Origin of the sequence: Faecalibacterium hattorii (assembly GCF_003287455.1) — a bacterium.
GTDB classification, from domain to species: Bacteria; Bacillota; Clostridia; order Oscillospirales; family Ruminococcaceae; genus Faecalibacterium; species Faecalibacterium hattorii.
On sequence record NZ_PRLC01000008.1, the window covers coordinates 42,468 to 55,168 of the forward strand.

Consider the following 12,701-nt stretch of genomic DNA (forward strand, 5'->3'; position numbering starts at 1 on the left):
ATTTCGCCGGTCAGGTTTACAGATTTTCTACAAAAGCGTTTCTTACCTGCGCAGCAGCTTGCCCAGCGCGTTGCGGGGCAGGGGCTCTGCGGTGCACTCCACGGCGCTGATCCGCTTGTACAGCGGCAGGGTGCGGTTCAGCTCGGTGACGAAGGTGCGGACAGTCTGCTCCTTCTCCGGCTCACAGCAGATGACGGCACCGATCTTCTTGCCCATCTCCTTCACGATGCACTCCTTGATGTCGGCGCACTTGCCCAGCAGCTTTTCCAGCTCTTCGGGGCTGACGTTCTCGCCGCTGTCGAGGATGATGAGGTTTTTCTTACGGCCGGTGATGTAATAGAAGCCGTCCTCATCCACGCGGGCGAGGTCGCCGCTGTGGAGCCAGCCGTCCTTGTCGATGGCCTCGGCGGTGGCCTCCGGGTCCTTATAATAGCCCAGCATGACCGCGCCGCCCCGGACGCAGATCTCGCCGGTCTCGTCCAGCTTGACCTCGCAGAAGCCGTCCGGCTTGCCCAGTGCCCGGAGGTGTTCGCCCTCCTGCACCACGTTCAGCAGACCGTAGCCGGCCAGCTCGGTCATGGAGTAGCACTGGTTGATGTAGATGCCGTGCTCCACGAGGTAGTGCAGGATCTGCGGGTCGAGGATGGCGGAAGAGCAGCTCAGGTTCCACAGGCCGTTCAGCTTTTCCTGATTGCCGCGGCGGATCTCGTTGTAGATCATCTCCACCAGCACCGGCGGAGTGGACATGGCGTCGCTGTGCATCATGCTCATGTCCCGGCGCATATCGCGGGGGTCGGCGCAGAGGTTCAGCGTCCAGCCCTGAATGCCGTAGGCGAAGTAGCAGATGAAGCCGGACAGGTGGAACATGGGCACCAGCGTGAAGTGGCTGAAGAGCTGATTCATCTCCTTCGGGGCCACTTCAGGCATGACCTTCTGGCCGTCGATGTACATCTTTATGGCGGTGAAGTAGTTTTTCTCGCTGAGCATGACGCCCTTGCTGCGGCCGGTGGTGCCGGAGGTGAATAGCAGCATCCGCAGCCCGTCGGGGTCGATGCGGTTTTCAAAGGCGGCGGGTGCGCTGCCCTCGTAGGCGTTCATGGGGCGGAGCTTGTCGCCGTAAACAGCCTTCAGCTCCTCGGCGTAGCCATAGTCGATGCCGTCGGTGAAGATCAGGGCGGGCTCGCTGAGGCCCAGCTCATATTCCAGCTCCGGCCAAGTCTTCTTCTGGTTCAGGGTCACGATGACAGCCCCGGCCATCATGGTGCCGAAGGTCACCACGCCGTACTCATAATTGGTGCGGCTCAGGATCGCGATCCGCTGGCCCTTGAGATCGGCAACAGTTTCCTGCAGATAGCCGGTCATCTTCCGGATGTCGGCCACGAACTCGCCGTAGGTCTTCTCCTTCACGGTGGTGGTGGCGTCGTCCACCCAGCGGAACGCCGGGCGGGACGCAAACTTCTCCTGCATGGCAGCGACCATATCATAAACCGTCATCGGCATCTCTTTTTCCGAAACCACGGCACAGCACTCTTCTCTGGTCATCTTTTGCACACTCCTTATTCGTTCGGTGTTCCCCGGCCCCCGCCCAATTTCAGCGGCAGCACAGCTTTCGTCTCCCAGTATACAGCACAGCGGGGACAAATGCAAGTTTTAATTGCACAAATATGCAATTTAAACTTGCGCTCAACTTGTGCAGGGAGATGGGATTTGCTCCCATTCGTTGCGCAGGGGCGGCTGCTGTGGTACACTTTGCACAGCCTTGGGGGCTTTTTTTGTTCTGCCCGCTTTCATTGACAGAACCTCAGAAAAGCATTATACTTATTTATAACGATTTTGTAACTTTTAACATCTTGCGCCCGAATTTCGGCAATCAGCCACCCTCAAGGTGATCTGGCGCAAAGGAGGGCTTTTCATGGAGGGTACCAAACCCCGCACGGCCAATTCGCTTGGCATGTTCGACCTGCTCAAGGGCATCGGTATGTTGACCATCGTGTTCGCGCACACCGGTGAGCTGTATCCGATGGGTTCCGGCAGCATCAACCTGCTGACCTTTTTTATGTTCGCCTACCGCGAATCCCTGATGGCCGCGTTCTACATCGCCAGCGGCTACGGCTTCCGCAAGCGTTCCATCGGCAAGTGCATCGACCAGCAGGTGACGACTCTGCTCAAGCCTTACATTTATACGGGCATCGCCACCACGGTGTTCCACTTCCTTATCCACTATCTCTGCTACGGCTCCCTCCACAACGCCACCTATGAGACCGGCAAGGTGCTGGGCGGCTTTGCGCTGGGGCTGCCCCACACGGCGGAGTATTTCGGCCAGACCTTCTTCTCCTGCGGGCCCATGTGGTACTTACTTTCCCTGATGATCGCGTGGGTCCTGCTGGATCTGATCCTGAATATCTTTCCTGAAGCCTACACAAACTGGGCAGTGCTGGGCACCATGCTGCTGGGCTGGGGCCTCTGCATCACATGGGAGGCTCCCTTCTGCATCGGGCAGGGCATGGTCACCGTTCCGGCGCTCTACGTGGGCTACCTCGCCAAGAAGCATAAAATTTTCGACAAACCCCTGTCCCGCAGGTTGAAAAACACCCTGATGGGCTGTGCGGCCGCCGTGGCAGTCCTTGTGCTGCTCACCCAGAGCACCGACTGCGTTTCCATGGCCCAGTGGAACTTCGGCCCGGTGAGCATCCTGCTGGACGCCGGGGCCGGCCTTGGCATCCTGTCCATGGTCCTCTGGTTCCAGCGCCGGGTGGACAACTTCGTGACCCGCGGCATCCAAGCCATCGGCCGCCGGTCTCTGTATATCTTCTGCATCCACACCGTTGAGCTGACCGCGATTCCGTGGTATCTGATGCCCCAGAAGTTTGCGGCCCACCCGGTGCTGGGCGTGGTCCTGCAGTTCACCCTCTCCATGGGGTCGGTGCTGCTGTTCTGTGAGCTGCTGCTCCGCTGGAAGGATCGGAAATTCCGGCGCACCGTGGCAGCCAAGAGCCGGGAAGCACAGCCCCGGCAGTATGCGGCAAAACACTGATTTTTTGCGGGTCTTTCCCGCTGAAGTGAAATATATTATGATGAGGAGAATCCAGTCATGACCAACGAAGCTCCTGCCACCACGGCGGCCCTGCAGGGCCGGATCGCGGACCTCGAACAGCAGCTCAAGCTCTCGGACGAGGGCGTTTCCCGGCTGGCCCAGCGGTGCCTTGCGCTGGAACAGGAGGTACAGGCCTGTGCCGCCGCCCACCCCCAGCGCGAGATGCGCACCGACTCGCCCACCCTGCTGCAGCCGCTGCTCTATTACGATACCGGCTTCGGCTTTTCCGAAAAGGATACGCTGACCGCCCCCGACTGCACCACCGACCAGCTGACCGGGGCCGTGACGGCTACGTTTGAGCTGCCGGTGGCGGCCCAGAAGCTCCGCTTCGATCCGGGCGAGCTGCCCTGCTGCGTGACCCAGCTCCTGTTCTCCGACGACCGCATCGTCTGGGAGCCCGCCAACGGCACCAATCTGCAGGGGGACACCACCCTCTTCCTCGGCGATGACCCCAACTACCGGCTGGAGGGCCTGAGCCAGTACCCCGCCGGGATGAAGCTGGTGGTGAGCTACTGCTACTACCCGCTGGAAAAGCTGGCGGACGAGCCTCTCTTCTGCGCCCTGCTGGAAAGCGTCCAGCTCCTGCAGAAGAATAAGGACGGCGAAAAGCAGCACATCGCCGAGCTGGAACAGGCTGTGGCCGCCCAGCAGCAGACCGTAGCCCTGCTGCACCAGCAGATCGCCGAACTGCACCAGAAAAACGCCGAGGTCGCCGCCCGCTGCCAGTCCTACGAGACTTCCTTGGAAGGCGTGCTGAACAGCAGCAGTTGGAAGCTGACCCTGCCGCTGCGCCGTCTGCTGGGGTTGTTCCGCCGCAGCCATTAACGGGAGGGACGCCATGTACAGCAGTTACAGCCCCCTGCAGCAGAGCCAACTGGCCGCGCAGGGTTATTACGATACCCAGAGCACCTATCTGCTGGTCTACGCGCCGGGGCGGAACACCGCGCTGCGCGCCACCCTTGCCGACCAGCTCCACCGCAAGTTCCGGCTGGCGGATACCCTTGGCTCCGCCTTGACCGAGGGGGTGGACGGCGTGCTCCTCGTCAGCGAGGACGTGGAGTGCATGTCCACCGCCCTGATGTGCTTTGCAAAAGCCTTGCAGGACGGCGCAGATTACGCGGTCTGCAACGCCGTCTTCGGCTTCGGGGGGGCCACGGCCCTCTACCAGAGCCGGGCCCATCTGGCCCAGAACCGCTGCGCCCTCGTCAGCCGCCCCCTGCTGGAGCGCTGCCGCGCCGCCGCCAAGGACCCCGAAAACGTCACGGAGCTGCTGGCGCTGGCCGCGCAGTTCTGCGCCCACCCCGCCCGCATCCCACAGGCTCTGCTCCACTACGAGCGGGACATCTGCGCCGAGGATGCGTTCTCGGCCACGGGCAAGCGGGCCTTCCTCATGAGCCATGTCCTCGACATGACCGGTGCTCCCATCGTGCTGGTCAGCGCCGTGCCGGTGCTGCGCAGCATGGGCTACGAAGTGGTGGTGCTGGGCCCCAGCGATGGCGGGGCGCTGCAGCTCTTCGTGGACGCCGGGGCCGCCGTCATCACCCGGCCGGGCATCCGCGCCACCCCGAACCTCTGGGGGCTGGCCCTCTGCACCGACCTCGTCCTCGTCAACACCGTGGTCATGGCCCGGACGGTGCGGGCCCTCAGCGGCACCGCCGTGCCGGTGCTGTGGTGGCTCCACGATGCCTTTGCGGGCTACCCCCACATCGCCCACCAGATCCCCACGAAGCTGGCCGAGAATGTCCGGCTGTACTCGGTGGGCCACCACGCCGCCAACGCCATGCACGCCGTCCGGCCCGATTTCCAGATCGGCCAGCTCATTTACGGCTTGCCCGACTATGCGGCGGAGGATTTCCCCCGCTGCGACCTCGGCTACCCCGCCGACAAGCCCCTCTTTGCCACCGTGGGCTCCTTTGAGCGCCGGAAGGGCCACGACATCTTCTGCGCCGCCATCCGGCTGCTGCCGGAGGAAGTGCGGAACAAGGCCACCTTCCTCTTCGTCGGCATGGCGGCGGACAAGGAGATGATGGACGCCGTCCGCTCCCTGACCACCGACTGCCCGGAGAATGTCTTCTACTGCAAGCGGCTCAGCCGGGACGAGATCAAGAACCTGATGGAGCAGTGCACCTGTCTGGTCTGCGCCTCCCGCGACGACCCCATGCCCACCTTCGTCACCGAGGGCCTCATCTTCGGCAAGCCCTCCATCGTGTCGGAGCACACCGGCACCGCCGGGGTCATCACCGAAGGGGTGGACGGTTTCACCTACCCCGACGACGACCCGCAGAAGCTGGCCGCGCTGCTGGAGTGGGCCATCTTCCACCCGGAGAAGCTGGCCGCCATGAAGGCCGCCTGCCGGAAGCTCTACGAGACCCATTACTCCAAGCAGTCCTTTGAACAGACCCTCACCGCAGCGGTGAAGGACTTGACTGCTAATCACTGATCTACGTTTTCCTTCGTACAACCTCTCAGTCTCGCTACCGCTCGACAGCTCCCCTAGTAGGGGAGCCTCTGGCGAAACCATAAACTTTGCATGGACTGCCAAGGCCTCCCCTACAAGGGGAGGTGGCAATGCGAAGCATTGACGGAGAGGTTGTACGGAGGATTTTTTATCATTTTTCTCCATTTGCTGAGAAAAATTCGATACAAGTTCACAAAACCGGGGTGCTGGCGTGGTATACTTCAACCAACAGTACGAAAGGAGCTCCTCATCCATGAATCGACCCGCCCCCCGGCAGCCATCCCGCAAAAAGGCGGCCCTGTCCATCACGATCCTCGTGGTGCTGACCGGCGTCGTCTTCTGGATCTTCAAGAGCCACTGGGCCGAGATCTCCTCGGCGCTGGCGCAGTTGAAGTTCTGGCAGGTGGCCGTAGTGCTGGCCGTCGGCCTGACCTACCCGGTGCTGGAGGGCCTTGTCAGCTACGTCATCGTCCGGAGCCGACTGCCCCGGTTCACCCTGCGTCAGGCGCTGGAATCGGCGTTCATGGGCAGCTTCGGCAACGTCATCTGCCTTGGGGCCGGGTCCATGCCGATGCAGTCCTACTACCTCTACCGCAGCGGGCTGCCGCTGGGCCCCGGCGTGGGCCTGATGACCCTGCAATACGTTTTCCACAAGACCACGGTCCTGCTCTACGCCACGGGGATGCTGCTGCTTCAGCGCCAGTGGCTGGCGGCCAACACCTCCGGCGTGATGAACTACCTGCCCATGGCCTACTTCGTGGTGGCGGCGATCATCGTGGGGCTGGTGCTGCTCTGCGTTTCGCCCCTCATCCAGCGGCTCGCCCGCTGGGCGCTGGGCTGTCTGCCCAAGACCGAACAATGGCAGACCCGCCGGGAAACATGGCTGGAGCAGCTGGACACCCTCGGCACCGAGAGCCGTCACCTGCTGGCCGACAAGGGCCGCTGCGTCAGGATCTTCGCCCTGCACACGGTCAAGCTGTTCCTGCTGTTCACCCTGCCTTACCTCTGCATCCGGTTCATGGGGCTGCCCTGCGGCCTGAGCTTCTGGCAGGTGCAGCTCCTCACCAGCCTGATGCTCTTCCTCTCCAACGCCCTGCCCAACGTGGCGGGCATGGGTTCCATCGAAACGGCCTTCCTCCTCGTCTTCAGCTCCTTTCTGTCCAACGGCGAGGCCATGAGCACCCTGATGCTCTTCCGCATCGCCAGCTACTACTTCGTCTTCGGCTTCAGTGCCGTTGTCTCCCTCTTCGCCCAGAAGCATTTGGAGGAGCAGCCCCGCTGACGCGGCGGCGCGGTTCGCTTCCCCGCGAACTCAGCCAGCCTCCTAGACAAGCAAGTTAAATGGCCAAGTTCGGTTTTTATAACGCAGCTTCGTTCAGAATCGAATTTCGCCAGCTTGGCCAACTTCGAAATGGCTGGCCAAGTTCGAACTTGGCCACCAAACCGAACTTCGCCAACTTGGCCAACATCGAATATAGAACGTAGCTATATTATTATTTTTGAACTTGGCCATTAGATTTTCTACAGTAAGGGCAAAAATGCAGACCATCGCACTTCTGATTCTTGTTGACATAATTGCCTTACCAGCGTATAATAATAACAGAAGACAGCAATGTCTCAAAATAGTGCCCGCTCCCCGATACGCGGCCGATAAATGGTCGGGATCACAAATATTGCCGCTCCCCGGTATGCGGCTGATAAATGGCTGGGACAAAAATGTTTGCAGGGCCTCGTCGAAAGACGGGGCTCTACATTTATGGGAGGTTTTTATGCTGGATGCACAGCTTTATTTCTTGTCCGATCAGTATTACATAGATTTTCCCGATGATAAACTGATGCAAAACAAAGATATGATCGATGGCATCCGCCGCAGCCGCCCCTGCTTTCTCGCCTTTCCGGATTCCAAAAATCCGTTGATCTACTGGCTTGTCCCCATTTCCTCCCGGTATGAGAAGTATCAAAAGATCGCGCAATCCAAAATTGAAAAATATGGCCGCTGCAACACGATTCGCTTTGGCACTGTCCTTGGCCGGAATGCGGCCTTCCTGATTCAAAACATGTGCCCTGTCACCGAGTTTTATCTGACAGCTTATATTGACAAGAATAAAGTCCCCATCCGTTTGGATGACCGCATCGTGGAAGATGTCACAAAAAATGCCCGCGAAGTACTTGCCATCGCCCGGCGAGGCGCAAAGGTCATCTTCCCGGATGTATTCAAACTTTATCAGGAGCTGGAAAAGGCACTATAAAAACAAAAATCGGGGCACGTCGGTGGTCAAGCGACATGTCCCGTTTTTGTTTTCTGTTTTCGTGAAGGCCGCCGTACCAGAGCCGCCTTCACCGCGCAGGAGGGAGCGGAGCAAACCAGAATGCCGCGCCCTGCCAAAAGAAAAAGAGAGTATGGAATGGAGGAATCGGAACCCTTTGCAGAAGGTCCCGCAGTCTTGGTTAGATTTAACTAACCTTGCCGTGACAACAGGATACCATAGTTTGTCATGACTGTCAAGCCCCCTTTTGAACTTTTTTCAGAAAAAGTTTTTTCCGGAAAATTGGGCACTTGTGCTAAGAACCTTTTGCCGCTTTTGTGTAAAATCCATCCATTCCCTCTTGCTTTTTCGAGGGATCATTGCTATTATAGTGTCAAGGCTGCCGGGCGCGGAACGTCACGCGCCTCGCCGCCTATTCGCCCGCCCCCAGAAAGCCGCATTGGATGCGGTTTTTCAAAGGCTCAATAGTTAGATAATGCTAACTGCCAATGGAATGGCAAGGAGCAAGGAGGTTCCAATGATCGATTTTGAACAGTGGGAAGGCTTTGAGGGCCGTATCTGGAAAGAGGAAGTCAATGTACGTGACTTCATCCAGAAGAACTACACCCCGTACGACGGCGACGAGTCGTTCTTGGCCGGTCCCACCGAGGCGACCAACAAGCTGTGGGGAGCTTTGCAGAAGCTCCAGAAGGAAGAGCGCGCCAAGGGCGGCGTGCTGGATATGGAGACCGAAGTGGTCAGCAGCCTGACCGCATACGGCCCCGGCTACATCGACGAGGAGCTGAAGGATCTGGAGCAGGTCGTCGGTCTGCAGACCGACAAGCCCCTGAAGCGCGCTTTCATGCCCTACGGCGGCATCAAGATGGCCGAACAGGCCTGCACCACCTACGGCTATCAGCCCAGCGAAGAGCTGCACAAGATCTTCACCGACTACACCCGTACCCACAATCAGGCGGTCTTCGACGCTTACACCCCGGAAATGAAGAAGGCCCGCCACACCCACATCATCACCGGTCTGCCCGACACCTACGGCCGCGGCCGCATCGTCGGCGACTACCGCCGCGTGGCCCTGTACGGCATCGATGCGCTGATCCAGTTCAAGCAGGAGGACTTCGCCAACTGCGGCGACGGCACCATGACCGATGACGTCATCCGTCTGCGGGAGGAGATCGCCCGCCAGATCAACGCCCTGAAGGGCATGAAGAAGATGGCCGAGGCCTACGGCTTCGACATCTCCCAGCCCGCCAAGAACGCCAAAGAGGCTTGCCAGTGGCTCTACTTCGGCTATCTTGCCGCCATCAAGACCCAGAACGGCGCTGCCATGAGCGTGGGCCGCATCTCCACCTTCCTCGACATCTACATCCAGCGGGATCTGGACAAGGGCATCCTTACCGAAAGCGAGGCACAGGAGCTGATCGACCACATGGTCATGAAGTTCCGCATGGTCAAGTTCGCCCGCATCCCCAGCTACAACCAGCTCTTCTCCGGCGACCCCGTCTGGGCAACGCTGGAAGTGGGCGGCATCGGCATGGACGGCCGCAGCATGGTCACCAAGAACTGCTACCGCTTCCTGCACACGCTGGAGAACATGGGCCCCGCACCGGAGCCGAACCTGACCGTTCTGTACTCCTCTGCCCTGCCCGAAGCCTTCAAGAAGTACGCCTCCAAGGTCTCCATCCTCACCAGCTCCGTCCAGTACGAGAACGACGATGTGATGAAGCCCGTCTGGGGCGATGATTACTCCATCTGCTGCTGCGTGTCTGCCACCCAGACCGGCAAGGAGATGCAGTTCTTCGGTGCCCGCGCCAACCTCGCCAAGTGCCTGTTGTACGCCATCAACGGCGGCGTGGACGAGAAGTACCACGAGCAGTGCGGCCCCAACTACGCCCCCATCACCAGCGAGTACCTGCGCTATGACGAAGTGCTGCCCAAGTACGTGCAGATGCTGGACTGGCTGGCCGGCCTGTACGTCAACGTGCTGAACCTCATCCAGTATATGCACGACAAGTACTACTACGAAGAGGCCGAGATGGCCCTCATCGATACCGATGTCCGCCGCACCTTCGCCACCGGCATTGCGGGCTTCTCCCACGTCATCGACTCCCTGAGCGCCATCAAGTACGCCAAGGTCAAGGTCCTCCGCGACGAGACCGGCCTTGCCACCGGCTTTGAGGTGGAGGGCGACTTCCCGAAGTACGGCAACGACGACGACCGCGCCGACGAGATCGGCGTCTGGCTGCTGCGCACCTTCCTTGAGATGATCAAGAAGCGCCACACCTACCGCAACTCCGAGGCCACCACCTCCATCCTGACCATCACCTCCAACGTGGTCTACGGCAAGTACACCGGCGCCCTGCCCGACGGCCGCGCCGCCTTTACCCCCTTTGCCCCCGGTGCAAACCCCAGCTACGGCGCAGAGCAGAACGGTCTGCTGGCTTCCCTGAACTCCGTGGCAAAGCTGCCCTACCACTGGGCGCTGGACGGCATCTCCAACACCCAGACCATCAATCCCGACGCGCTGGGCCACAGCGAGGGCGAGCGCGTGGAGAATCTGGTGCAGGTCATGGACGGCTACTTCGATCAGGGTGCCCACCACCTGAACGTCAACGTCTTCGGCAAGGAGAAGCTGCTGGACGCCATGGAGCACCCCGAAAAGGAAGAGTACGCCAACTTCACCATCCGCGTCTCCGGCTACGCGGTCAAGTTCATCGACCTGACCCGCGAGCAGCAGATGGACGTTATCTCCCGCACCTGCCATGCAGCCCTGTGACCTCATCGGCCGCATTCACTCGCTGGAGAGCTTCGGCTCGGTGGACGGCCCCGGCGTCCGGTTCGTGGTCTTCCTGCAAGGCTGCGCTCTGCGGTGCAAATACTGCCACAACCCGGAGACATGGGCCGACGGCGGTGAGGAGTGGACGCCGGAACAGTTGTTCCAGCGCGTCTACCGCTACCGCAACTACTGGGGCAGGAAGGGCGGCATCACGGTCAGCGGCGGCGAGCCGCTGCGGCAGATGGACTTCGTGACGAAGTTCTTCCAGCTTGCCCGCGCCAAGGGCGTGCACACCGCGCTGGACACAGCCGGTGAGCCTTTCCGCCCCGACGACCCGGCGTATCTGGCCAAGTTTGATACCCTGATGCAGTCCACCAGCCTCGTCATCCTTGACCTGAAAGAGATCGACCCCGAAAAGCACCGCCGCCTCACCGGCAAAGACAACGCCAACATCCTTGCCATGGCCCGGCACATCTCGGAGCTGGGCGTTCCGCTCTGGATCCGGCATGTGCTGGTGCCCGGCCTGACCGACGACGAAGAGGGTCTGCGCCGCACCGCAGACTTCATCCGGTCGCTCCAGACCGTGCAGCGGGTGGAGGTGCTGCCCTATCACACCTTGGGGCTGTTCAAGTGGCAGAAGCTGAACATCCCCTACCCCCTGCCCGACGCTGTTCCGCCCACTGCGGAGCAGCTCGCGCGGGCCGAGGAGCTGCTGGAGGTCCGGAGATACCCCGGCTGATGCTCCTTTCCTGAATACGCAAAGGCCCCCCGGAACGTTGCAGCGTTCCGGGGGGATTTTGTGTGAAAGTACCCTTGTTTCTCTGCCTAAAAAAAGGTACAATAATCCTATAAACGAGTGGGAGGGCTGACGCCATGGAATTTGTTCTAAAGCAATACGATGATACGCTGCTTTCCTTTACAGCACAACGAACATTGGACGGCACGGATATTCATATCACTTCGCTCAACAGCGAAAAGAAGCGCCAGCTTCCCCTTGGAATGACTGCGGACGATCCATCCCTGACCCGCTGGCTGCGGCACCGCACGATTCCTGCCAACCGTGCTTATGTCCAGAATTTTCTTTCCAAAAACGGCCTGAATGAAAACGATTTTATCGGCATCCTGTCCGTCTGCAAAGGTCTCTCTCTGATCGACAGTTACTGGGTCACCACGCCGGACGATTCCAAGACCTTCGCGCAGGTCAACCTGTACGACAACCGGTTCAGCCAGATTTTGTCTCAGATTGCGTTCACGGGCTACGGGAGTTCCCCCCTTTCCCGATTCCGCTCCTCGCCGGAGTTCACCACCAACGGGATGCTCCCGAAAGCATGGCGCCGCATCCGGGGCGAAATCTACCTTTACAAAGGCGGCACCAGCGGCTTTGCCAACACCGGAAAAGAGCCTTTCTCGGAGTTTTACGCCGCGCAGGTCGCTGAGGCCATGGGCATCGCGCATATTCCCTACGGCCTTTCCATGTGGAAGGGTCAGCTCTGCTCGACCTGTAAGCTTTTCACCAGCAAAGACACTGCATTCGTTCCCGCCTCGACCCTGATCGAAGATTCCAAGATCACACAGATTATCGCTTGGTACGAAGCGCATGGATGGCGGGAGGAGCTGGCGGATATGCTGGTTCTGGACGCCGTCATCCGCAATACCGACCGCCACCTCGGCAACTTTGGTTTTCTGGTGGACAGCCACACCAACGAGCTGCTTCGCCCGGCCCCGATCTTCGACAACGGCCTTTCGCTGTACTGTTATGTCATGGACGATGAGCTGGACAACATCCCCCAGCAGGAAGCCTCTCTGCCGCCCGCACTTTACGCAAGCTTTGACGAAGTCGCCCGGCATGTCCTCGGCCACCGGCAGCGGGATGCCCTGCGGCATCTGCTGACCTTCCGGTTCCAGAAGCATTCCCGCTACAATCTGAGCGCCCCACGTCTGGCCGCCTTGGAACAAGCCGTTCAGGCCAAGGCCCGCACGCTTTTGGACGGCTGATTCTTCGACGCAAAAAAGGGTCTGTTGCATAGAACTCCCTCCGTCATCGCTGACGCGATGCCACCTCCCTCAATGAGGGAGGCTTTCACAGCTACCCGTTACGCCAAGGCTCCCTCC

The 12,701-nt window shown here is 60.1% G+C and carries 9 protein-coding genes; 8 read left to right on the forward strand and 1 reads right to left on the reverse strand.

What is annotated here, in order from left to right:
• Window positions 1-42: 42 nt before the first annotated feature.
• Window positions 43-1,542, reverse strand: a complete 1,500-nt coding sequence (locus C4N23_RS06835; RefSeq protein ID WP_112144995.1) for a class I adenylate-forming enzyme family protein — start codon at window positions 1,540-1,542, stop codon at window positions 43-45.
• A 370-nt stretch (window positions 1,543-1,912) separates the two neighbouring features.
• Between C4N23_RS06835 and C4N23_RS06840 the strand changes: the two genes are divergently transcribed.
• From C4N23_RS06840 to C4N23_RS06875, 8 genes are all read left to right on the forward strand, one after another.
• Window positions 1,913-3,034, forward strand: coding sequence for an acyltransferase family protein (locus C4N23_RS06840; protein ID WP_112144997.1), 1,122 nt, complete (start codon window positions 1,913-1,915; stop codon window positions 3,032-3,034).
• A gap of 57 nt (window positions 3,035-3,091) precedes the next feature.
• A complete protein-coding gene (locus C4N23_RS06845; RefSeq protein ID WP_112144999.1) occupies window positions 3,092-3,919 on the forward strand; it encodes a hypothetical protein in 828 nt (275 codons plus the stop codon).
• A gap of 13 nt (window positions 3,920-3,932) precedes the next feature.
• Window positions 3,933-5,534 (forward strand): glycosyltransferase family 4 protein, encoded by a 1,602-nt coding sequence (locus tag C4N23_RS06850; RefSeq protein ID WP_112145001.1) that lies wholly within the window; start codon window positions 3,933-3,935, stop codon window positions 5,532-5,534.
• A gap of 271 nt (window positions 5,535-5,805) precedes the next feature.
• Complete coding sequence (locus tag C4N23_RS06855; RefSeq protein ID WP_112145003.1) at window positions 5,806-6,834, forward strand: lysylphosphatidylglycerol synthase transmembrane domain-containing protein; 1,029 nt, start codon at window positions 5,806-5,808, stop codon at window positions 6,832-6,834.
• Between the two features lie 487 nt (window positions 6,835-7,321).
• Window positions 7,322-7,801: a type III toxin-antitoxin system CptIN family toxin gene (cptIN, locus tag C4N23_RS06860; RefSeq protein ID WP_112145005.1), complete on the forward strand. Its 480-nt coding sequence runs from the start codon at window positions 7,322-7,324 to the stop codon at window positions 7,799-7,801.
• A 535-nt stretch (window positions 7,802-8,336) separates the two neighbouring features.
• On the forward strand, window positions 8,337-10,589 hold the full coding sequence (gene pflB, locus C4N23_RS06865; RefSeq protein ID WP_112145007.1) for a formate C-acetyltransferase: 2,253 nt from the start codon (window positions 8,337-8,339) through the stop codon (window positions 10,587-10,589).
• Entirely contained in the window at window positions 10,576-11,328 is a 753-nt protein-coding gene (pflA, locus tag C4N23_RS06870; protein ID WP_055190918.1) for a pyruvate formate-lyase-activating protein, read from the forward strand. Before pflB ends, pflA begins: the two co-directional genes overlap by 14 nt.
• 134 nt (window positions 11,329-11,462) lie before the next feature.
• Window positions 11,463-12,584, forward strand: a complete 1,122-nt coding sequence (locus tag C4N23_RS06875) for a HipA domain-containing protein (protein WP_112145009.1) — start codon at window positions 11,463-11,465, stop codon at window positions 12,582-12,584.
• Window positions 12,585-12,701: the final 117 nt, after the last annotated feature.

Coding starts and splice junctions, on each gene's coding strand:
- pflA (WP_055190918.1), top strand. CDS start 10,576: ATGCAGCCCTGTGACCTCATCGGCCGCATTCACTCGCTGGAGAGCTTC.
- C4N23_RS06875 (WP_112145009.1), top strand. CDS start 11,463: ATGGAATTTGTTCTAAAGCAATACGATGATACGCTGCTTTCCTTTACA.
- C4N23_RS06850 (WP_112145001.1), top strand. CDS start 3,933: ATGTACAGCAGTTACAGCCCCCTGCAGCAGAGCCAACTGGCCGCGCAG.
- C4N23_RS06840 (WP_112144997.1), top strand. CDS start 1,913: ATGGAGGGTACCAAACCCCGCACGGCCAATTCGCTTGGCATGTTCGAC.
- C4N23_RS06835 (WP_112144995.1), bottom strand. CDS start 1,542: ATGACCAGAGAAGAGTGCTGTGCCGTGGTTTCGGAAAAAGAGATGCCG.
- cptIN (WP_112145005.1), top strand. CDS start 7,322: ATGCTGGATGCACAGCTTTATTTCTTGTCCGATCAGTATTACATAGAT.
- C4N23_RS06845 (WP_112144999.1), top strand. CDS start 3,092: ATGACCAACGAAGCTCCTGCCACCACGGCGGCCCTGCAGGGCCGGATC.
- C4N23_RS06855 (WP_112145003.1), top strand. CDS start 5,806: ATGAATCGACCCGCCCCCCGGCAGCCATCCCGCAAAAAGGCGGCCCTG.
- pflB (WP_112145007.1), top strand. CDS start 8,337: ATGATCGATTTTGAACAGTGGGAAGGCTTTGAGGGCCGTATCTGGAAA.